This is a genomic window from Amycolatopsis sp. NPDC003676, from assembly GCF_053587275.1.
The window spans coordinates 1-21845 of the sequence record NZ_JBSFNS010000061.1 but is presented as its reverse complement, the minus strand read 5'-3'; the positions used below and the strand labels follow the sequence as shown (position 1 = coordinate 21845).

At 69.2% G+C, this 21845-nt stretch carries 19 protein-coding genes; 9 read left to right on the top strand and 10 right to left on the bottom strand.

The window, feature by feature from the left end; translation table 11 throughout:
- Positions 1-58: 58 nt before the first annotated feature.
- Positions 59-1303 (top strand): FAD-dependent oxidoreductase, encoded by a 1245-nt coding sequence (locus ACWDNU_RS28845; protein WP_449671202.1) that lies wholly within the window; start codon positions 59-61, stop codon positions 1301-1303.
- A 2-nt stretch (positions 1304-1305) separates the two neighbouring features.
- Here the strand turns inward: ACWDNU_RS28845 and ACWDNU_RS28840 are convergent, their stop codons facing one another.
- From ACWDNU_RS28840 to ACWDNU_RS28820, 5 genes are read right to left on the bottom strand one after another with little or no spacing between them, the layout of a single operon-like run.
- The gene (locus tag ACWDNU_RS28840; RefSeq protein ID WP_449671201.1) at positions 1306-1782 is read right to left on the bottom strand and encodes a hypothetical protein; all 477 of its coding nucleotides are present in this window, start codon (positions 1780-1782) and stop codon (positions 1306-1308) included.
- A gap of 28 nt (positions 1783-1810) precedes the next feature.
- Positions 1811-3436 carry an AMP-binding protein gene (locus tag ACWDNU_RS28835; RefSeq protein ID WP_449671200.1) on the bottom strand — a complete coding sequence of 542 codons (1626 nt, stop codon included), beginning with the start codon at positions 3434-3436 and terminating at the stop codon, positions 1811-1813.
- 13 nt (positions 3437-3449) lie between these two features.
- On the bottom strand, positions 3450-4184 hold the full coding sequence (locus ACWDNU_RS28830; RefSeq protein WP_370935624.1) for an SDR family NAD(P)-dependent oxidoreductase: 735 nt from the start codon (positions 4182-4184) through the stop codon (positions 3450-3452).
- A 10-nt stretch (positions 4185-4194) separates the two neighbouring features.
- On the bottom strand, positions 4195-5340 hold the full coding sequence (locus ACWDNU_RS28825) for an acyl-CoA dehydrogenase family protein (protein WP_449671199.1): 1146 nt from the start codon (positions 5338-5340) through the stop codon (positions 4195-4197).
- Positions 5341-5342: 2 nt separating this feature from the next.
- Complete coding sequence (locus ACWDNU_RS28820) at positions 5343-6137, bottom strand: enoyl-CoA hydratase-related protein (RefSeq protein ID WP_449671198.1); 795 nt, start codon at positions 6135-6137, stop codon at positions 5343-5345.
- A 115-nt stretch (positions 6138-6252) separates the two neighbouring features.
- Between ACWDNU_RS28820 and ACWDNU_RS28815 the strand changes: the two genes are divergently transcribed.
- On the top strand, positions 6253-6879 hold the full coding sequence (locus ACWDNU_RS28815; RefSeq protein WP_449671197.1) for a TetR/AcrR family transcriptional regulator: 627 nt from the start codon (positions 6253-6255) through the stop codon (positions 6877-6879).
- Here ACWDNU_RS28815 and argS read toward each other — a convergent pair.
- The 3 genes from argS to ACWDNU_RS28800 all read right to left on the bottom strand — a co-directional run bounded on the left by argS (position 6876) and on the right by ACWDNU_RS28800 (position 12958).
- Entirely contained in the window at positions 6876-8594 is a 1719-nt protein-coding gene (gene argS / locus ACWDNU_RS28810; RefSeq protein ID WP_449671196.1) for an arginine--tRNA ligase, read from the bottom strand. The two genes, ACWDNU_RS28815 and argS, sit on opposite strands and share 4 nt — an antisense overlap.
- Before the next feature lie 57 nt (positions 8595-8651).
- Positions 8652-9941: an MFS transporter gene (locus ACWDNU_RS28805; RefSeq protein WP_449671195.1), complete on the bottom strand. Its 1290-nt coding sequence runs from the start codon at positions 9939-9941 to the stop codon at positions 8652-8654.
- A gap of 908 nt (positions 9942-10849) precedes the next feature.
- On the bottom strand, positions 10850-12958 hold the full coding sequence (locus tag ACWDNU_RS28800; protein WP_449671194.1) for a RecQ family ATP-dependent DNA helicase: 2109 nt from the start codon (positions 12956-12958) through the stop codon (positions 10850-10852).
- 166 nt (positions 12959-13124) lie between these two features.
- Between ACWDNU_RS28800 and nadD the strand changes: the two genes are divergently transcribed.
- From nadD to ACWDNU_RS28775, 5 genes are read left to right on the top strand one after another with little or no spacing between them, the layout of a single operon-like run.
- Complete coding sequence (nadD, locus tag ACWDNU_RS28795) at positions 13125-13724, top strand: nicotinate-nucleotide adenylyltransferase (RefSeq protein WP_116200459.1); 600 nt, start codon at positions 13125-13127, stop codon at positions 13722-13724.
- Positions 13725-13768: 44 nt separating this feature from the next.
- Entirely contained in the window at positions 13769-14176 is a 408-nt protein-coding gene (gene rsfS, locus ACWDNU_RS28790) for a ribosome silencing factor (RefSeq protein ID WP_067586219.1), read from the top strand.
- Complete coding sequence (locus tag ACWDNU_RS28785; protein WP_449671193.1) at positions 14173-14787, top strand: histidine phosphatase family protein; 615 nt, start codon at positions 14173-14175, stop codon at positions 14785-14787. The genes rsfS and ACWDNU_RS28785 overlap by 4 nt, the downstream gene beginning before the upstream one ends.
- Before the next feature lie 4 nt (positions 14788-14791).
- A complete protein-coding gene (octT, locus tag ACWDNU_RS28780) occupies positions 14792-15520 on the top strand; it encodes a diglucosylglycerate octanoyltransferase (protein ID WP_116200457.1) in 729 nt (242 codons plus the stop codon).
- 4 nt (positions 15521-15524) lie between these two features.
- A complete protein-coding gene (locus ACWDNU_RS28775; RefSeq protein ID WP_370935632.1) occupies positions 15525-16370 on the top strand; it encodes a DegV family protein in 846 nt (281 codons plus the stop codon).
- On the opposite strand, the gene ACWDNU_RS28770 is transcribed toward ACWDNU_RS28775, so the two are convergent.
- A complete protein-coding gene (locus tag ACWDNU_RS28770) occupies positions 16367-17194 on the bottom strand; it encodes a DUF3626 domain-containing protein (protein WP_449671192.1) in 828 nt (275 codons plus the stop codon). The two genes, ACWDNU_RS28775 and ACWDNU_RS28770, sit on opposite strands and share 4 nt — an antisense overlap.
- A complete protein-coding gene (locus ACWDNU_RS28765) occupies positions 17191-18114 on the bottom strand; it encodes a GNAT family N-acetyltransferase (RefSeq protein WP_449671191.1) in 924 nt (307 codons plus the stop codon). The genes ACWDNU_RS28770 and ACWDNU_RS28765 overlap by 4 nt, the downstream gene beginning before the upstream one ends.
- Positions 18115-18352: 238 nt before the next feature.
- Here ACWDNU_RS28765 and ACWDNU_RS28760 point away from each other — a divergent pair, with 238 nt between their 5' ends.
- Both ACWDNU_RS28760 and ACWDNU_RS28755 read left to right on the top strand, forming a co-directional pair.
- Positions 18353-19465 (top strand): helix-hairpin-helix domain-containing protein, encoded by a 1113-nt coding sequence (locus ACWDNU_RS28760; protein ID WP_449671190.1) that lies wholly within the window; start codon positions 18353-18355, stop codon positions 19463-19465.
- Positions 19462-21845: ComEC/Rec2 family competence protein (locus tag ACWDNU_RS28755; protein WP_449671189.1), on the top strand; the 2384-nt coding region annotated here is incomplete at its 3' end. The genes ACWDNU_RS28760 and ACWDNU_RS28755, both read left to right, overlap by 4 nt.

Below are 21845 nucleotides of genomic sequence, written 5' to 3'. Positions count from 1 at the left end.
AAGATTGACACAATCATCCGCGTGGATAATTATGGAACGAGACCGAGAGGGGATGACCGTGAACAAGATCAAGGTGGCGGTAGTCGGCGGCGGCACCGGCGGGTTGTGCCTGGCGCACGGCCTGTCGCGGGCCGGCATCGAGGTGGCGGTGTACGAGCGCAGCCGCACCCGGGCCGATCGCCTGCAGGGCTACCGCGTCCACATCGCGCCGATGGGCTCCGCCGCGCTGCACGAGTGCCTTCCGACGGCGGCGTGGGAGCAGTTCCTCGCGACGACGGGGGAAAGCAAGGGCGTGTTCGGCTTCGTCACCGAGCAGATGCGCGAACTGGCGGTCCTCGATGCTCCGCCGAGCGAGGATCCGGCTGCCGCGCACCATTCGGCGAGCCGGATCTCGATGCATCAGGTGCTGTCGTCCGGCCTGGACGGAATCCTGTGGTACGACAAGGAATTCGTGCGGTACGAGACCGGTCCGAAGGGGGTCGGCCTGCACTTCGCGGACGGCACCACCGCCGAGGCGGATCTGGTGATCGGCGCGGACGGAGCGAATTCCCGGGTCCGCGCGCAGCTGCTGCCACACGCGAAGCGGGTGGACACCGGGATCCGCACCGTGATCGGCAAATTCCCGTTGACCGACGAGTCCCGTGCGCTGCTCCCGGAGCGGTTGGCGACCGCTCCGACGTACGTGCTGCCGCCGGCGGGCAGCGGGATGTTCACCGCGCCGCACGAGTTTTCGTGGGCGTCGGTCAACGACGAGACCGCGACCGTCGACCCGGTCCTGTTCGACAACACCAGCAGCTACGTGATGTGGTCCTACGGCGCGAAAGCCGAGCGTTTCCCGGCCGACCTCGCCGAACTGGACCCTCCCGCGCTCCGTTCGCTGATCCTGGACCGGATCCGCGGCTGGCACCCGGGTTTCAGCCGATTGGTGGCCGGATCGCTGGACGCCACCGTGGCCATGCTGCCGATCCGCACGTCGGTGCCGGTCCGCGAGTGGGAGACCGGCCCGGTCACCCTGCTCGGCGACGCCGTGCACAGCATGACCCCGTTCCGCGGCATCGGCGCGAACATCGCCCTCCGCGACGCACAAGTGTTGTGCCGCACCCTTTCCCGCGGCGGGGACGTGACGGCCGCGGTCGCCGACTACGAACGGCAGATGCGGAAGTACGCGTACCCACAAGTCCGCGGTTCGCTGCGCAGTGCCGAGCAGTTCGTGACCGAAAGCCGGTTCAGCCGCAGCACGATGCGCGCGTCGATGGCCGCTATGGGGGCGGGTCTGTCGTTGCGGCGGAAGCTGCGCGGCTGAGGTCAGCCCGCGCCGTACCAGCGCCCGCCGGGCGGCATGGCGTACTCCGTGTACAGGAGCGCGGCCAGGGAATGCCAGCCGGTCTCGTCCGCGGTGAACGTCCGGCCGCCCGGCGCGATCAGCACCGCTTGGCCGCTGGCGTCGGCGACCAGCGAGATCGGCACGCGGTACTCGTCGTAGTCGTGCCGCACGAGCCAGCGCCACCCGATCGTGAACCGGCGGCGCGCGGTCACCGGATACCGCACGTCGACGTCGGAGACCCCGGTGCCGACGGTCGTCCAGAGTGGAGTGACGCGGAGTCCGGCCAGGTGCACGAGCTGCGGTTTCTTGCCGTCTGGTTCGAACCGGTAGTACGGCCGCCGGTGCCACTGCTCCCAGCGCAGCCGCCATCGCTCGCGGCGGATCGGGCGGCGCAGCCGGGCCAGCGCTTCGTCGACCAGCGCGAGGGCGCGGGCGAAGTCGGGATCGTTGCGGGACACGAGATTCTCCCCTCTCTCGCGCCCGAAGCTACTGAGGCGGCTCGGGACCGGTCCCGCTCTGCTCTTCCACCAGCGCACGGAGCTGGAACTTCTGGATTTTGCCGCTGGCGGTCCGGGGGAGTTCCGGAAACAGCTCCACGCGCTCCGGCCAGTACTGCTTGGCGACGCCCTTCTCCGAGAGAAAGCGGCGCAGCTTCTCCAGATCCAGGTGTGCGTCGGACTTGAGCACGAGACAGGCGCACGCGCGTTCCTGCAGGCGTGGATCGGGAACCGCGACCACGGCGACCGCTTCGACGTCCGGGTGTTCGTAAAGGACGTTCTCCACGTACGCGACCGGGATGTTCTCTCCGCCGCGGATGATCACGTCCTTGGTCCGGCCCGCGATGCGGAGGTACCCGTCGGCGTCGATGGCCGCGAGATCGCCGGTGTCGAACCAGTCGCCGGTGAAACTCTCGCGGGCCAGGTCAAGCCGTTCCGCGTAGCCGACGAACAGGAACGGCCCGGCGACCTGCAGCCGGCCTTCGGCGCCCGGCGGCAACTCGGTGCCGTCTGCGTCGACAACCCGGATCCGCATCCCCGGCCAGGGACAGCCGTCGGTGTCGATCAGCTTGTCGTCCGGATCGCCCGGGATGCCGAGCGTGACCAGTGCGTCCTCGCTCTGCCCCCAGCCGCCGAGCACGACGAGACCGGGCAGTTTCCGTCGCGCTTCCCGCACGAGCGCCCGGGGGATCGGCGCGCCCATGCAGCAAAACCGTTGCAGGGACTGGAGATCGTGCTCGGCGAGGTTCGGCGCGGACAGCAGGTCGTGCAGGAACGGCGTGGCGGCGGAGGTGTAGGTGATGCCGTGTTCGGCGACCAGTTCGACGAATCGCGCGGCATCCCACACGTCCTGCAACACGCAGGTCGCGCCGTTCTGCACGCCGAGCCTTGCACCGTAAAGGAAACCAGTGAGGTGCGCGAGCGTCGACGCCATGTGCAGGACGCTGTCGGAGGTGATGCCGAGCCGGTCGGGGAGGGGGTTGTTCGCGGCGATCGCGGTGTTGTGCGTGTGCATCACGCCCTTGGGCTCGCCGGTGGTGCCGGAGGTGAAGATCAGCAGCGTGACGTCGTTGGGATCGGGTCGCCACGACGGCAGTTCCCGCCGCTCTTCCCAGTGCGTCGCGGCGAACTCGTCCCAGGACGATCCGACCACCAGCACGTGCTCCAGATCCGGCCACTGCGGCCGGAGCCGCCGCGCCATCGCCGGATAGTCGAAACCGCGGAATTCCTGCGGCACCACCAGGACTTTCGACTTCGCGAGCGCCACCATGAAGCCGACCTCGCGGTCCCGGTAGATCGGGATGAGCGGGTTGCTGACCGCGCCGATCCGGCTCGCCGCGTAGTGCACGACGATCCATTCGATCCGGTTCGGCAGCTGGAACGACACGACGTCGCCGGGCCGGACACCCAGTTCCAGCAGCCCGAGCGCGCACCGGTCGACCTCCTGTTTCAGCTGGCCGAAGGTGACGCCGCGCTGTGAATCGACGAACGCGGTCTTGTCCGGCGTGGCCGCGGCGGCGTCGTCGAGGTAGTCGGTGATGGTGCGGTTCACCCAGTACCCGGCGCGGGTGTGGGCCTCGATCGTCTCGTCGTTGAGGATCGTCGCGAACGGCATGGCGGGCTCCGGGTCAGCTCATGGTGAGGCCGCCGCTGACGCTGACGGTCTGGCCGGTGACGTAGGCGGCCTCGTCGGAGGCCAGGAAGGCGACCACGTTCGCGATGTCGGACGGCTGCGCGAGCCGCCGGAACGGGATGGCTTTCGTCAGTGCTTCGCGCAGTTTCGGGTTGTCGCCGCCGAGCGAGGCGAACAGTTCGGTGTCAGCGGGACCGGGGCAGACGACGTTCGCGTTTACCTTGCTGCGCGCCAGTTCCCGGGCGATCGACTTCGTGAACGCGATGATGCCGCCCTTCGCCGCCGAGTACACCGCCTCGCCGGACGAACCGACGCGACCGGCGTCGGACGCGATGTTGACCACGGAACCGAAGCCCTGCTCGGCCATCACCGGCAAGACCTCGCGGCAGGTGTTGAGCACGCCGTAGAGGTTGATCTGCACGACGCGGTCCCAATCGGCACGGTCGGACTCGACGAACGGGCCCGCCTTGTCCCAGCCGGCGTTGTTGACCAGCACGTCGATCCGGCCGAACTGCGCGCGGACCTGCTCGACCGCGGCGGCGACGGATTCGGGGGACGTGACGTCGGTCTTCACCCCGAGCCCGCCGATCGCGGCCGCCGTTTCCTTCGCGGTGGTCTCGTTGATGTCGCTGACCACGACGGTCGCGCCCTCGGCGGCCAGCTTCTCGGCGATGCCGCGGCCGATGCCCTGACCTGCGCCGGTCACGATGATGACTTTGTCCTTCAACATGCTGTCTCCATTAGGGTGCGTAGGCGCGGCCGAGCAGGTTGCGCGCGATGACGAGCTTCGACACCTGCGCGGTGCCGTCGCCGATTTCGAGGCCGATCACGTCACGAAGCCGCTGCCCGACCGGGCTTTCGCTGGAGTACCCGAGGTGCCCGAACGTGAGCAGGCACTGGTGGATGGTCTCCGCGGCGAGCTTCGGCGCCCAGAACTTCGCCATCGCCGCCTCAGTGCTGTGCTCGACGTCGTTGTCCTTGCGCCACAACGCTTCGTAACAGACATGCCGGGCTCCGCGCAGGTACGTCGCCTGCTCGGCGAGCGGGAACGCGACGCCTTGGAAGGTGCCGATCGGACTGCCGAACGCCTCGCGGTCGCGGGACCACTGCAGTGCCTCGTCGAGCGAAACCTGCGCCGCGCCAAGGCAGGCGAGTCCGATGATCGCCCGCGAATAGTCGAATCCCTGCATCACGGAGACGAACCCCTGGCCCTCGCCGCCGACTAACGCTTCCTTGGCGACTGGCAGTCCGTCGAAGTGCAGTGACGCGCGTCCGATGGCCCGGCTGCCGAGGTCGTCGAACGCCGCCCGCGAGACATACGCGTCGTCCAGCTCGACCCAGAACGCACTGACGCCGCGTGCCCCGGGGCCGCCGGTGCGGGCGAGCACGAGCGCGACGTCGGCGGACATCCCCAGCGTGATCGAGGTTTTCTCGCCGGTGAGCCGCCAGCCGTCGCCGTCCGGTTCGGCTTTCATCTCCAGCTTCGCCGCGTCGGTGCCGTGCCCGGGTTCGGTGATGCAGAACGCGGGCACGACCTCGCCGGCCGCGATCGGCGGCAGCCACGCGGCCTGCTGCTCGTCGGTCGCGTTGCGGGTGAGGATGTCGCTGACCAGCGCGCTGACGATGATGAGGTAAGCCGCGTTGAAGTCGCCGCGCGCGACCTCCTCGGCCGCCATCCCGGCGACGACCGCGCTGGCCTCCTGGCCGCCGTGCCGTTCCGGGATGCGCAAGCCGGTCAGGCCCATCGATGCCAGGTCCGCGACGAGTTGGGGCCGCAGCTTCGCCGCCTTGTCGTCGGATTGGTAATGCGGGGCAAGGACTTTCGTCGCGAACCGGCGCAGCTCGTTCCGGTAGGCGTCCTCGTCGTCGGTGAACGTGAAGTCCATGGTCAGTGCCAGTTCACGTGCGAGACGAAGTCCGGCTTGCGCTTCTCCGCAAACGCTTGCGCGCCCTCCAGTCCCTCCGGCGAGGCGGTGAACAGGTCGAGCGCGGACATGGCCAAATTGGACAGTCCGGCTTGGTGGTCGGTGTCGGCGTTGAAGGACTGCTTGAGAAAACGCAGTGCGGTCGGGCTCTTCTCGGCAGCTTCGTCGGCCCACGCCTTGGCGGTCTTGAGCAGTTCGCCCGGCGGGACGACGGCGTTGACCAGTCCCATCCGCTCGGCCTCGATCGCGTCGTACTGGCGGCAGAAGAACCAGATCTCGCGCGCCTTCTTCTCGCCGACGACCCGCGCGAGATACGCCGAACCGAACCCGGCGTCGAACGACCCGACCCGCGGACCGGCCTGGCCGAATCGCGCGGTCTCGCTGGCGATCGTGACGTCGCACAGGACGTGCAGCACGTGCCCGCCGCCGATCGCGACGCCGTTGACCGCGGCGATCACTGGTTTCGGGATGTCGCGGATGAGCTTGTGCAGGTTGCCGATCTCGAACATGCCGCTCTCGGTGGGGCCGTAGTCGCCGGTCTCCGCGCGCTGCTTGACGTCGCCGCCGGTGCAGAACGCCTTCTCGCCGGCGCCGGTGAGGATCACCGCCTGCACCTGTTTGTCCGCCCACGCCAGGCGGAACGCCTTGATCAGCTCGTCGACCGTCCGCCCGCGAAAGGCGTTGTAGCGCTCCGGCCGGTCGATCGTGACGACGGCGGCCGGGCCGTCGATTTCGTACCGGATGTCCTCGAACTCCATCGTCCGCTCCCGTCTGTCGTCTGACCACGGTGACAAAATTTGACTGTAGAGTCAAGAGTTGAATCTATGGTCAACCGGTAGGCTTTCGGGACAGCGGAGAACCGGGAGGGGCAGGATGGGCGCGGTGAAACCGCCGTCCGAGCGTGTGCAGCGCAAACGGGGCAAGCGGATCCAGGAGATCCTGACGGCGGCGGCCGAGCTGTTCGGCGAACGCGGCTACGACGCGGTGAGCCTGGAGCACGTCGCCGAGCGCCTCGACGTCACGAAGGGCTCGCTGTACTACTACTTCTCCAGCAAGGACGAGCTAGGCACCGCGGCGATCGAGACGCTCGGCGACGAGTGGACGGCCCGGCTGGAGCAGTTGCTCGAACGCACTGACGGCACGCCGGAAGTCCGGTTGCGCGCGTTGATCCACGAGCACGTCACGATCGCGGTCAACGATTATCCGGCAGCGCTGCGGCTGTTCCTGATGCCGCGCGAATGGCCGAGCGCGCAACGCGAACGCATCAAGGAACTCCGCCTCCGCCACGACTCGCTCTTCCGTGCGCTGATCGAAGAAGGCCTGGCGAGCGGCGAGTTCACCGTCACCAGCGTCGACACCGTGCTGCAGTGCATGCACGCAGCGATGAGCCAGGCACCGACGTGGTGCGGTGAACTGCCGTCCGCCGCGCGAGGGAAAGCGGTGGACGAGGTCGCCGATACGTTGATGGCGCTCGTCCACATCGGACCGCTCGTACGCTAGAGGCGGCGCGGGGCCTCGATGCCGAGCAACGCCAAGCCCTGCACGAGCGTGCGCGACGTGAGCGTGGCCAGCTGTACCCGCGAAGCACGCAGCTCCGGCGTTTCTGCAGTTAGCACTGGGCACTGTTCGTAGAAGCGCGAGAAGGTGACTGCGGTGTCGTACAGGTACGTACACAGCTTATGCGGCGCGTACGCGGACGTCGCCGCGCTGATTGCTTCGCTGAACCGCAGCAGCGTCAGTGCGAGCGCGCGTTCTGCCGGTTCTTTCAGCAGGACTGACGCGTTGTCGTTGGTTTCGCCTGCCTTGGCGAGGATCGACTCGATTCGCGCGTGCGCGTACTGCAGGTAGACAGACGTGTTGCCGTCCTTGGCGAGCATGCGGTCCCAGTCGAAGACATAGTCGCGTTCGCGGTCGCTGGAAAGGTCGGCGTACTTCACCGCGCCGATCCCGACTGCGCGCGCGACCTCCTGCTGCTCTTCCTTGCTGAGTTCACTGCGCTCCGCAACGACTTCCGCGGCCTGCGCCACCGCTTCGTCGAGCAGGCTGGAGAGCTTGATCGTCTCGCCGGCGCGGGTGCGCATCACCTTGCCGTCCGCGCCGAGGATCGAGCCGAATCCGATGTGCTCGGCGTGCACGCCGTCGAGCCAGCCCGCCGCGCGCGCCACCGCGAAGATCATCGCGAAGTGCTGCGCCTGCGGCGTGCCGACGACATACAGCAGATCGGTCGCGCCGCGTTCAGCGGTCCAGTACCGGACAGTGGCGAGGTCGGTGGCCGCGTAGCCGTAGCCGCCGTCGCGCTTGCGGACGATCAGCGGGAGCCGGTCGCCTTCGCGGTTGGTGAAGCCTTCGGGGAACACGCAAACCGCGCCGTCGCTGATCTCGGTGAGCCCGTCGGCTTCGAGCTCGTCGACGACCTCGCCCAGATACGGGTTGTAGAAGCTTTCGCCGTAGATGTCGTCGTCGGTGAGCGTGATGCCGAGCTGGCGGTAGGCCGCGTTGAAGTGCCTTGTCGACTCGTCGACGAGCTCCTGCCAGAAGGCGAGCGTGTCCGCGTCGCCGCTCTGGAGTTTCACGACGCGCTCGCGAGAGCGGGTCGCGAAGGCCTCGTCGGCGTCGAACTTCCGGCGCGCGGCCTGGTAGAACGCGTTGAGGTCGCTGCGGTCGCCGGACGGTTCGTCCAGGTGGTGCTCGATGAGCATGCCGAACGGCGTGCCCCAGTCGCCGAGATGGTTGTGCGGCAGCACTTCGTGGCCGACGAAGCGCAGCAGCCTGCTGATCGCGTCGCCGATCACCGTGGAGCGCACGTGCCCGACGTGCATTTCCTTGGCGACGTTGGGACTGCTGTAGTCGAGCGCGATCCGGCGCGGCTGCTCGGCCTCGGCGACCCCGAGCCGGTCGTCTTGTGATTGCTCGGCGACGCGCTGCTCGAGCCATTCGCGGCGCAGCACGAAGTTCAGGAACCCGGGCCCGGCGATCTCGGGCTGCTCGGCGACGCCGTCCAGCTCCAGGTTCTCGACGATCCCGGCCGCGACCTCGCGCGGCGGTTTGCCGAGCCGTTTGCCGAGGCTCATCGCCAGGTTGCACTGGTAGTCGACACCGTCGCGAGTGGACACCGCGATGAGCGCCTCGGACGGGTCGAGGTCGACGTCGAACGCGCGGCGGAGCGAGGCCACCACGCGTCGGGCCAGTTCCTCACTAACCTCGGGCTTGCGCACGGTGTCCCTCCTTCGCGTAGTCGATCGGTGAAGCCTACCGACCGCGCGCGAGCGGGTTTACCGCAGTTCGCTGCCCTTCGTCTCGGGCATCTGGAGGATCACGAAGAACGCGATCGCCGCCGCGACGGCGACGTACCAGAAGAAGGCAGTGGCAGCGCCCGCCGCGGACAGCGCGCTGAGCACGAGCGGCGCGGTCCCGCCGAACACGGCGACGGTCAGGTTGTACCAAGCGCCGATGCCGAGCCCGCGCAGTTCGGTGGGGAAGAGCTCGCTCATGATCGCCGGCGCCAGCGAGGTCATCGCGGTGTAAAGCGCGAGGCCGACGCAGAACACGATGAGCAGATTCCCGAACCCGGGCCGCACGAGGTAAGAGAGCGGCACGATCACCAGTGCCGTCGCCCCGGACCAGACCAGCAGTTGAGGCCGCCGCCCGTGCCGGTCGGCGAGCGCGCCCATCGGGTACTGGAGGACGACGAAGAGGGCGGTCGCGATGGAAAGCGCGAGGAAGGTGTCGACGTCGTTCGCGCCGCGTCCCTTGACCGCGAAGGACGTGAGGGCGCTGAAGAAGGTGTAGTAGCAAAGCGTCGAGAGCATCGAGAACCCGATGAGCTGCCCGACCGCCCGCGGATGCTGAGTGACCGTGGTGAGCAACGGCCGCCGAACGCGTCGTGCCGTTTCCTTTTTCTCGTGGTACAGCTCGGTTTCTTCGAGACTGCGCCGCAGCCACAGCCCGACCAGCCCGAGCACACCGCCGAGCAGGAACGGAATCCGCCAGCCGAACGAGGTGAGATGCGCCTTGTCCATCGTGCGGGCGAGCACGAACCCGAGCACCGTCGCGATGAGCACCGCGGAGCCGGTGGAGATATAGAAGAAGGAGGAATACCGCCCGCGCCGCTCCTTGGGCGCGACCTCGCCGAGGTAAGCGGAAGCGTTGGACACCTCCCCGCCGAGCGAAAGCCCCTGCGCGATCCGCGCGAGCAGCAGGAGAATCGGAGCCAGCCACCCGACCTGCGCGAACGTCGGAAGCACGCCGATCGCGACCGACCCGCCCGCCATCAGCGAAATGGTGAGCAACATGGCGGGCTTGCGCCCGTGCACGTCGGCGAAGCGCCCGAGGAGCACGCCGCCGAGGGGTCGGAAGAAGAACGCGAGCGCGTAGGTGGCGAAGGTGTTGATCAGTGCGAGCGTTTCGTTGCCAGGAGGGAAGAACGCGCCGGCGAAGTAGATGCTGAAGGTCGCGTAGATCGTCCAGTCGAACCACTCGAGCGCATTGCCCGCACTGGCAGCGAACAACTTCCGCACCGGCAACCGATGCCGGGCGACGCCTTCGGTCGTAGGACCGGCCATCGGGCAACCTCCACACGTCCGCACGTCCGCCGAGTGGAACGGGACTTTGCCAGAAATGCCCGGAGATCGGTAGATCCCGCCCCATGATGGCAGTTGGTGCTTGTCCCACTGCGGTCCGTGATGCGGGAATGCTTTTGCCACAGGGGGATCTTGCGGAGACACGGGTGTCGGCGCGAACGATCGCCACGCGGGGAGGCGCGTGCGGTCGCCACCGGGGAGGGGGCATGTGCGGCGGCTCGGGTGGTTGCCATGGGGGTGTGGCGGCGCGGGCAGTCGCCGCGCGGCCACTGCGTGGCGGCACCGACGGTTGCCGTGGCGGAGACAGGCCCGCGTCGGGGACGGGCGGCGGCGCGCGGGCCGCCGTGCGCAGACTGCATGGCGACATGGACGCCAGGTCGCTCCGGCTGAGCCCCGCCGCCGGGCTGCTAGGCCGATACTTGTCCCCGCCCCGCCCCGCCCCGCCCCGCCCCGCCCCGCTTCGTTCGTGCGGCATGGCAACCCGTGACCACATGAACGGCCGCAGTCGCGTGGCACGGATCGAGCGCACAGCCGAGGCAGATGCCGCAGCGGCATCACCGATGCAGCGCTCGCGCACCGGACCGGATCAATCCGCCAGGACTAGCCGTGGCCCGGGCTCGCTCCCGCCGCAAACACGGCCTCATTCGGCACCGGCCCGCCGCACGCTCAAACCCATCTCGCCCAGGTCCCAGCTCCGCTCAAACCGATCGCGCCCGGACACCCAGGCCACAGCGCATTTCAAGGCCGCCCCGCCCGGTCGCCCATGCCCGGCGCATCGCAAGCCGATCCCGGCCAGCCACCCTGGTTTCAGCGCACTTCGAGGCCATCCCGCCCAACCGCCCAGGGCATCCCAAGCCAAACCTGGCCAGCCGTCCAGAACGCACCGCACCTCAAGCAGTGGTCGCCAACGCGAACGGCAACACCCCCTCCGCCCCGGACTTCCGCAGCAGCCGCGCCGCCAGCGTCATCGTCCAGCCGGTGTCGATCAGATCGTCTACCAGCAGCACCGGCCCCTGCGCCTGCGCGACGCTCGCCGCCACGTCCTCCGGCAGGCTCAGCCTTCGCCACAAATCAGCCAGCCGCTGCGCGCTGTTCGCCTGCCGAGGCGGCGGTCCGGCCGACGCCAGCTCTCCCAGATAGTCCAGCCGTCCGATCGCCGACAGCCGGAGCGCGAGGCTGTCCACCAATTGCGGCCGCGTCGCCGACGGGATCGCCACCACCGCCACCGGACGTTGCGCCCACTGCCATCCCGCGAGCACTTTCACGCACGCGTCGAAAACCGAGTCGGGGACCTCGGCGTCCGGCGCGCCCGGGCCGAGCAGGTCGCGCAGCCGGCCGCCCCAGCCCACGTCCGTGAGCCGGCCCAGCACCTGTCCCTGTTCGGCCAGTTCGCCGGCGGCAATCCGGCCCGACAGCGGCACGTCGAGCCCTTTCATCCCGCTCGGCCACTGCTTCCGCGGCGCCACCGCGACCCCGGGCCGGTCCAGCCGTGCCCGCGTCTCGCCCGCGACTTCCTCGGACACCGCCGTGTTCCAATGCTCTCCGGTGCAGTTGTCGCACCGGCCGCACGGCACTGCCTCCGGATCGTCGAGCTGCCGCCGCAGGTACTCCATCCGGCACCCGCCCGTGCGGATGTAGCCGAGCATCGCCTCCTGCTCGGCCGCCCGCGCTACGCCGACGCGTTCGTACCGTTCCCGGTCGTACTCCCACGGCTGCCCGGTGCTTTCCCAGCCGCCGCGCACCCGGCGCACCGCACCGTCCACATCGAGCACCTTCAGCACCATCTCCAGCCGCGACCGGGAAAGCTCGACCGACGGCTCCAGCGCGGCTGTCGAAAGTGGACGGTCGGAATACGCGAGCGCGTTGAGCACCTGCGTGACGCGCAGCTCGTCCGGGAACGCCAGCGATCCGAAGTACGCCCAGATCGCCTTGTCCTCCCGCCCGGGCAGCAGCACCACCTCGGCCCGCTCGACGCCACGACCGGCGCGGCCGACCTGCTGGTAGTAGGCGATCGGCGACGACGGCGCGCCGAGGTGCACCACGAACCCGAGGTCCGGCTTGTCGAACCCCATCCCGAGCGCCGACGTCGCCACCAGCGCCTTGACCCGGTTCTCCAGCAGGTCGTCCTCCGCGGCCTGGCGGTCGGCCGGATCGGTCTTCCCGGTGTAGGCGGCCACCGGATAGCCGCGATCGGACAGCAGCGCTGCGACGTCGTGCGCGGCGGCGACGGTGAGCGTGTAGATGATGCCCGACCCCGGCAGTTCCGCCAGATGCTCGGCGAGCCAGGCCAGCCGCGCCTCGTCGCTCGGCAGTTCGGCCACCGCCAGCCGCAGGCTTTCCCGGTCGAGCGGACCGCGCAGGACGAGCGTGTCCGTCTCGCCGCCGATGCCGAGCTGCTCGGCGACGTCCGTGGCCACCCGGTCGTTCGCGGTCGCGGTGGTGGCCAGCACCGGCACGCCTTCCGGCAGGTCGCCCAGCAGGGTGCGCAGCCTCCGGTAGTCCGGCCGGAAATCGTGGCCCCAGTCCGAAATGCAGTGCGCCTCGTCCACCACCAGCAGGCCGGCGCTGGCGGTGAGCTTCGGCAGCACGCTGTCGCGGAAGTCCGGGTTGTTGAGCCGCTCCGGACTGACCAGCAGCACGTCCACCTCGCCCGCGGCCACCGACGCCTGGACCTGGTCCCACTCCTGCGCGTTCGCCGAGTTGATGGTGGCGGCGTGGATCCCCGCCCGCGCGGCGGCGGAGATCTGGTTGCGCATCAGGGCGAGCAGCGGCGACACGATGACCGTCGGCCCCGCTCCCTGTTCCCGCAGCAGCGCGGTGGCCAGGAAGTACACGGCCGACTTTCCCCAGCCGGTGCGCTGCACGACGAGCGCGCGCCGATGGTGCGCGACCAGTGCCTCGATGGCGGTCCACTGGTCCTCTCGGAGGGCGGCGTTGTCCCCGGCGAGCGCGCGGAGCAGGGTCTCGGCGCGGGTCCGGAGAGCTTCGGTGGTGTCCACGCCCCCCGGTCTACCCCATGCCCCCGACAATCCCGGAGCCGACCGACCCGGAACGGACAGTTTCCGGCCGGAAACGCAGAGTTATGTGACTCATGTCACAACAGTAACCTAGGTCGCAGCCGTGACGGGAAGCCCTCGCGTGCCCGCGCGTATAGGCTCACCGGCTATGTCACCACGCCGGATCGGGGTCATGGGCGGCACCTTCGACCCCGTGCACCACGGCCACCTCGTCGCGGCCAGCGAGGTCCAGTCGCGATTCGCGCTCGACGAGGTCATCTTCGTGCCGACCGGGCAGCCGTGGCAGAAGTCCGGCCGCCGGGTCACGCGCGCCGAGGACCGCTACCTGATGACGGTCATCGCCACCGCGTCCAACCCGGTCTTCTCGGTGAGCCGGGTCGACATCGACCGCGGCGGCCAGACCTACACCGTCGACACGCTGCGGGACTTGCACGAGGAGTACCCGGACGACGAGCTGTTCTTCATCACCGGGGCCGACGCGCTCGAGCAGATCCTCACCTGGCACAAGGCCGACGAGCTGTTCACCTTCGCGCATTTCATCGGCGTCACCCGCCCGGGCTACCGGCTCAACTCGCACCATCTGCCGAGCGGCAAGGTGAGCCTCGTCGAGGTCACCGCCATGTCCATCTCGTCCACCGGATGCCGCGAACGCGTCGAGCGCGGCGAGCCGGTCTGGTACCTCGTGCCCGACGGCGTTGTGCGCTACATCGCCAAGAAGGACCTCTACCGCAAGGACGCCGAGGCCTGACCGGGTACCCTCGTCCGGGCATACCCCGAATCTGAAGGAGCACTGTGGCAGCGACGTCCGAGGCACGGGACCTGGCGGTGGCGGCCGCGCACGCGGCGGCCGACAAGCTGGCCAGCGACGTGGTCGTCCTGGACGTGTCCGAGCAGCTCGTGATCACCGACGCGTTCGTGATCGCGTCCGCGGCCAACGAGCGCCAAGTCGGCGCGATCGTCGACAACGTGGAAGAGAAGCTCCGCATCGAGGGCCACAAGCCGGTCCGGCGCGAAGGCGCCCGCGAGGGCCGCTGGGTGCTGCTCGACTACGTCGACGTCGTCGTGCACGTCCAGCACGCGGACGAGCGCTCGTTCTACGGCCTCGAGCGGCTGTGGAAGGACTGCCCGCGGATCGAGGTCGAAGGGCTGGCGACGGTTCCCGCCACCGACACCGACGACGCGGACGGTCCGGAGGCGTGAGCCCGCGGCGGCTGCTGCTCTGGCGGCACGGCGAGACGGACTACAACGCCGCCGGCCGCATGCAGGGACACCTCGATTCGGCGCTGACCCCGGTCGGCTGGAACCAGGCCCGCTTCGCCGTGCCCGCGCTCGCGCGGTTCGCGCCGGAGCTGGTTATCGCGTCCGATCTGCGCCGCGCCACCGACACCGCGACGGTGCTCACCGAGGCGATCGGCGTGCCGCTGCAGATCGACAAGCGGCTGCGCGAGACCCACCTCGGCGAATGGCAGGGCCTGACCGGCGCCGAGGTCGACGAGGGCTATCCCGGCGACCGCCAGCTGTGGCGCACCAACGCCGCGTGGGCCCCGCCCGGCGGCGAATCCCGGGTCGAGGTCGCCGAACGCGCGGCCGAGGTGGTCAACGACCTGATGCAGCCGAACTCCGATGCCGGGGAATCGGTCCTGCTCGCCTCGCACGGCGGCCTGATCCTGGCGCTCACCGCGAAGCTGCTCGGCCTTCCGGTCGAGGTCTGGCCGTCGCTCGGCGGGATCATGAACTGCCACTGGGTCGACCTCGGCCACCGCGAGGGGAAGTGGCGGTTGCACGCGTACAACGCGGGCATCACCGGCTGACCCGATGAGCCCGCAGCTGCTCGTCTTCGGCGATTCACTCTGTTTCCACGGCCCCGAGGGCCCTTGCGCGGCCGACGATCCGCGCCTGTGGCCCAACGTCGCCGCGAACGCGCTGTCCGGACAAGCCGATCTCGTCGCCGGCATCGGCTGGACCGCGCGCGACCTGTGGTGGTCCCTTACCGGCGACCCGCGCGTGTGGGCGGATCTGCGTCGCGTCGACGCTGTCGTGCTCGCCGTCGGTCACATGGACACACTGCCGTCGCCTCTGCCGACGTACTTGCGTCAGGGGCTTCGCTACCTTCGCCCCGACGGCGTGCGTCGCGTTGTACGCGGTGCTTATCTCGCTGCGCAGCCACGGTTGTCTGTCGTGATGCGCGGGCGTCCTCGCGTACTGCCTGCGCGGCTGAGCGTGAGCTATCTGGACCAGTCCGTCGAAGCGTTGCGCGCGTTGCGTCCTGAGTTGCCTGTGTTCGGCATGCTGCCTTCGGTACACCGCGCTGATGCGTACGGACGTGTACACACGGGACGTGCCGAAGCAGCCGCTGCGCTCGCTTCGTGGGCCGCGCGCCGCGAAGTGCCGTTGCTCGACACGCCCGGCGTGGTTGGCGAACATGTCTTGAGCGGCGCGGGAAATCCCGACGGCATGCACTGGGGATGGGCGGGGCACGAAGCTGTCGGCACTGCGATGGCGAAGCTCGTTGCTCCGCACCTCGGCTCTGGCAACGTAGGCTGACGACGTGTCGGTCGCCGTGGTCACGGACTCCACCGCGCACCTGCCCGAAGGCTTCGCCGAGCGGCACTCGGTGCGGGTGGTGCCTCTGCACGTCCTGGTGGAAGGCGTGTGCTCGCTCGACGGCGTCGAAATGGGTCCCGCCGCGCTCGCGGAAGCGCTGGGGGAGCGCAAGATCGTCACGACTTCCCGGCCCACTCCGGCCGAATTCGCCACCGAATTCCGGGCCGCGCTCGACGCGGGTGCGGACGCGGTCGTGTCCGTGCACCTGTCGAGAGAGCTGTCCGGCACCTGGGAAGCCGCCGTTCTGGCCGCGGAAGAAGTCGGCTCGGACCGGGTTCGCGTTGTCGATTCCCGCACCACAGCGATGGGTTTGGGCTTCGCCGCGCTGCACGCCGCGGACGCCGCCGCCTCCGGAGCCGGCCCGGCCGAGGTCGAAGCGGTCGCAACGGAAGCGGCCGACCGGTCGTCGACGTTGTTCGTGGTCGAGACGTTGGAACACCTGCGCCGTGGCGGCCGCATCGGCTCGGCCGCGGCGTTGCTCGGCACCGCGCTGGCGGTGAAACCGGTGCTGCACATGTCCGGCGGCCGGATCCTGCCGCTGGAGAAAGTGCGCACGATGAACCGCGCGATCGGGCGCTTGGTCGAGTTGTCCGTGCAGGCGGCGGGGACGGGGCCGGTCGAGCTGGCGGTGCACCATCTTGCTTCGCCGGAACGCGCCGTCGAACTGGCGAACCGGCTGGAGGAAGCGATTCCGGGCTGTGCCGGGGGATGCGTGGTGTCGGAGATCGGCGCGGTCATCGGCGCGCACACCGGGCCTGGCGTGCTCGGCGTGGTCGTGCAGCGCGCCTAGCTGAGTTCCTGGTTGCCGAATCGCGCGAGCAGGTGCCAGACGTGTTTGAGAGCTTGTTCTTCTTGCCCGGTGGCTTTCCCGACGATGCGCGGGTCGAGTTGTCCGTCCTCGGCGAGTTCAGCGCCCAGTGCGGTGAATTCCGGCCCGCGGTAATCGGGATGCCGGAGCAGTTCTTCAGTGGCGATCCGGAACCCGTCATGCCATTCGACGGTGCCCAGTTTTCGGGCCGCCGCCTCGATTTCGGTTCCTCGGTAGGACGGATCGAGAACCAGCGCTTCGACGTCCTGAGCAAGGTCCACCTCGCCGTGCACCTGCGCCTCGATGTAGTCGTCCAGCGCGTCTTGGCCGTCCGCCTCGGCAATCGCGACCAGATCGGACAAGCGCGCCTCGACGCCGAAAGCAGTCGGCTCGAAGACGCTGTCGGGATAAGCGAAAGTCGTGCGGGACATCGTGTGCCGCGCGAGCCGCAGATACGCCGAGCCGAACCGAGGCGAGCCGCCCGACTTTCGCCCGCGGAAATTGAGCGACCCGTATTTCGGCCGATGCGTGGCCTCGACGTCGTCGTAAGCGCCGGCGAACAACCGGCTTTCCCAGCGCCAGCGGTCTCCTCCGGGATGCGCGGTCAGCCCGCCGTTGCTGACGCCGGTCTCGAACTGCGAGCGGTACCGGCCGTCGCGCGCCAGGCTTTCCAGGATCGGCACCCCGCCGACCAGCCGGTCCGGGTGGAAATGCAGCGTGACCCGCCACGCCGGATTCGCCGGGCCGCCAGTCGCCAACGCGGCTACGTGAGCGACCGCGCGTTCCCAGGGTTCCGCGTCGATCACGGCCAGGCCATTGTGATCGTGCGCTCGAAGTTGACGTACCCGGCGCGCCGGAACGCGTTCGCCATCGGGATGTTGTCGAGGTCCGTCGCCGCCCGGATGCGCGGAACCTCTTGGGCGGCAAGGATTCGGGTGCCCTCGGCGAGAATGTCGTCGATGTAGCCGTTGCCGCGGTGTTCGGGCAGGACGGCGAGATACCCGATGATGGGGTTGTAGTTGTTGCGCGCCGGGGTGACGAACCCGACCGGCGTGCCGTCGGGCAAGGTGGCGACTCGCCACCAGTCGCGTGGGCTGCGGTAATGCGCCAGTTCGTCCTCGTAATGCCGGATCGCAGCTTCCCTGGCGGACATCCGGGTCAGGTCGTCGCGGCTGTGGGCGTCGAGCGTCCCGTCCAGGACGCGGGCCATCAGGTCGAGGATCTCGTCCGCGTCGCGGATCGGACGGAAGAGCAGCCGGTTCCGCGGCGGCGCGACCGGAGTCCCGGGTCGCCATTCGAAGCGCAGCCGCTCGGCGAGCAGCTTGGCGCCGGTCTGTTCGAGCGCGGTCATCCGGTCTTCGACGACGCTTCGGGTCGCGGCTTCTTCGCGCCACTCCGCGGGGATCATCCGGTTGTAGGCCGGAGGCCTGGTGCCTATCGGCAGAACCTCTGCCATCGCGGTTCGCAGCAACTGCGCTCCGACGGCGACGTCTTCAAGATCGAAAACGTCCAGCAGAAACGGGACCGGCTCGTCGGCGCGACCCCACCACGCGGCCCTGGCGACGAGTTCGCCGCCGCGAAGCGCGACCCACATCCAGTCCGGCCTGCGGCGTCCGTCGGCGAGGTCGTCGGCGAGTTCGTGGTCAAGGGCGTAGGCAAGTTGGCAGAAGAGATCGAGTTCTTCCGGCCCGGTGATCGGACGCAAGGTCAGTTCGGCGTGGTCCACAGCTGCGGCATGCTCCCGTTCGACGGCTGACTGCCAGGTCTAGCGGATGACAGCGGCAGGTGCGAACCCTTTTCCAGCACCGGTGCCTGCGGCCAAACCCGCCAGTATGACCGCGTACTCCGACAAATTTCGGCGCGTCTCCGCCGGTGCCGGCCGAGTTGTCCCCAAGGGGCGGGTTGTCCACAGATCGCGCGGAAGCCTCTCGCCGCCGAGCTGGCCGACGCCTAGCGTCGATCGTGTGTTCGAGCAGCCCGCCCGGGATCCGGGCACTCCCGTCAACGTCAGGCTCACCTGGCTCGCCGACCAGCTGACCGCGGTCCCGCACACCGCCGGACCCGGCGACCGTCCGGCACGCCGCTGGCTGCCCCTCGGCCGCGCGGGCCGGTCAGCGCGCGGACGGTTGTCGGCAAGTGCAGACAGCCAGCTGTCGGTGAGGACGCAGCTGCCTGACGTGCGCGAGGGATCGACGCGCCCTGCCGACAGCCACCTGCCGACAGGCGCGGACCGTGGTGCGCAAACAAAGGGCCTGAAAGCCCGACTGTCTGCAGTTGCTAACAGTTCACTGCTTCTGGACAGCCAGCCAGCAGCTGAGACGAGCTCCCAACGTCACGCGCGGCCCACGGGTTCCCACACCGGACTGTCTGCATTTGCCGACAACCCGCCGTCGTCGGAAAGCCAGCTGCCTGTCGGGAAACTGGTCCGCAGCTGGCTGCCGGAACACACCGAACAGCGTTGGACCCGCCGCTGGCTCCCCGGAGCAACCGGCCTGCCGGGCTTCCTGGGCCGCCGAGGAATGATCTTCACCCTGGCCTTGCTGGCAGCCGCCGCCGTCATCGCCGGTGGCCTGGCGATCTTCGGCCGCTCACCCGCGGCCGAGATCGCCCCGCCGCTCCCGACCGCCCGAGCACAGGCACCGCATGCGTCGAAGACCAACGAAAAGCTGGTGATCAGCGTCGTCGGCCACGTGCGTTCGCCAGGACTCGTCACCGTCCCATCGGGTTCCCGTGTCGCCGACGCTCTCCGCGCCGCCGGTGGGGCAAACCCGGGCGTCGACCTGACCGCGCTGAACCTCGCCCGCAAACTCACCGACGGCGAACAGTTAGCAGTTGGCGTCCCTGCCGCCCAGGCCGCACCGGCCGGTTCAGCCGCTGCAGCCAGCAAGATCGACCTGAACTCGGCGACTGCTGAACAACTCGACAGCCTCCCCGGCGTCGGCGAGGTCACGGCCCGGCGCATCACCGATTGGCGCACGCAGCACGGCGGATTCTCCAGCGTCGAACAACTTCGCGACGTCGACGGCATCGGCGAAAGCAAATTTCAGAAACTCCGCGAGCAGGTGACCGTCGGATGAAGCTGGAAACCGAGGAAAAGTCGCGGCGTGACCACGATTTCCGCCTCGTCCCCGCAGCCGTCGCCGGATGGGCGGCCACCCTCGCCGGACTGCAACTCGGCTGGTGGGCCGCAACCGTAGTCGGAGCCGTAGCGGTCATCGGAGCCGTGGTGCTTCTGGCGCGCGGCCGTTCCCGATACGTAGGTGCCGGGGGAGCGCTGCTGCTAGTGGGCCTCATTGCCGCAGTGCCAACGGCCCTGCGCATTCACGACGCAGCATCCGACCCGCTGGGAGCCGCCGCTGCCCATGGCGTCACCGCGACACTGCGGGTCGAGATCAGCGAGCGTCCACGGCCGATCCACCAGGCTGGCTACGCCGATAAGCAAGCAGGCACCCGGTCAGTCGCGATCCCCGCCCGCGTCACTACGGCCACAGTGGACGGTCAGCCAGTCGAATCGACCGGCCGGGTTCTGTTGCTGGCACCGGTCGCGGGATGGAGCGGTCTGCTGCCAGGCCAGGAAGTGACGACGTCCGGTCGGCTCCTGCCCGCCCGCGGCGGCGAGCTGACCGCCGCGGTGCTCTCCGTCCGTGCCGCACCCGCCGATGTCGGATCGGCACCGTGGTGGCAGCGCGCCGCTGCGGCCCTGCGCAACAGTTTGCACTCGCTGTGCGCGGTCCTGCCGGAGGAACCAGCGGGGTTGCTGCCCGGACTGGTGCTCGGCGACACGAGCGCGCTGCCGCAACGGGTCGAGGGCGAGTTCACCGCCTCCGGGCTCACCCACCTGATGGCGGTGAGCGGCGGAAATCTCGTCATCATCGGCGGGGCCGTCCTGCTGCTGTGCCGATTGGTTCGAGCGGGCCCAAGGTTTTCCGCAGCAGCGGCTGGTACCTGCCTGGCGGGATTCCTCGTCCTGGTGGGCCCTGAACCAAGTGTGGTGCGGGCAGGCGTCATGGGCGGCATCGGTTTGCTCGCGCTGGCTCTGGGACGGCGTGGTTCAGCGCTGCCCGCGCTGGCGTTCGCAGTGTGCGTACTGGTGGCGTGGGATCCGACGATGGCAGCAAATTTCGGCTTCGCGCTCTCGGTTCTCGCGACAGCTGGGCTGGTGCTGCTCGCGCCGCGCTGGGCGGATTCGCTGGTACGACGGGGAGTTCCGCCCGGTTACGCCGAAGGCCTCGCTGTCCCGCTGGCCGCTTTCGTGGTCACCGCGCCAGTCATCGCCGGGATGGCGGGCACGGTCAGCCTGGTCTCAGTCGTCACCAATGTCCTCGCGGCACCAGTGGTCGCGCCGGTCACCGTGCTGGGCGTTCTGGCGACAGTCGTCGGGCCCTGGTGGCCAGGTGCCGGGCAGGTGCTGATCCACCTGGCGGACCCGGAGGCCCGGTGGCTGATCACCGTCGCTCGGCATGGCGCGAGAGCACCCGGGGCCGCGCTGTCCTGGCCCGGTGGCTGGTGGGGCGGATTGTGCGCGGCGGCCCTGCTGGTCGCAGTCGTAGTAGCGGCAAGGTTTCGCCGGCTCCGACTGCTGGTGGCGATCGGATTGGTCGTCGTGCTGCTGACGGTCGTGCCAGCCAAGGTACTGGCTCCTGGCTGGCCGCCGGATGGTTGGGCGATGGTGGAATGCGATGTCGGACAAGGGGATGCGATCGTCCTCGCGACGGCCGAGCCGGGCCGCGCCGTGGTCGTCGACACCGGGCCGGAGCCGGGGCCGGTCGACGAATGCTTGCGGAGGCTGGGCGTCGAACGGGTGCCGCTGCTCGTGCTGAGCCACCTGCACGCGGATCACATCGGCGGTCTCGCCTCGGTATTCGAGGGACGGGCAGTCGGTGCGATCGCGGTAGGGCCCGGTCGTGCTCCGGCGTGGGCGTGGCAGTCGGTTTCCGGTGAAGCGCGGCGTCGTGGCGTGCCGCTGATGCAGTTGAGCGAGGGGCAACGGCTGGAATGGCCGGGATTGTCGCTGGACGTGCTGGGTCCGCGCTACGCCACCGCTCGGTCACCGGCGTTGCAGGACGGCACGATGATCAACAACAGTTCGGTGGTCCTGCGCGCGGACACCCCGGCCGGCCGGGTTTTGCTGACCGGAGACGTGGAATTGGCCGCGCAAGCGGACCTGCTCGCCGAGGGTGTCGACCTGCGGGCTGACGTGCTGAAGGTGCCGCACCACGGTTCGAGGTATTCGCTGCCGCAGTTTCTTGCGGCGGTGCGGCCGCGCACAGCGCTGATCAGTGTCGGCGCGGGAAACGGATACGGACATCCGAGCAAGTCCACAGTGGACGTTCTCGGAACGATGGGAGTGCTGGTCACCCGGCCGCGAGCCCGAGCGCGGTCTCCAAAGCCGCCCGTTGCGGCGCGGGCAACTCGGCGACGCCCGCGCGGACGGGGTGCAGCAACTGGTGCAGCCCG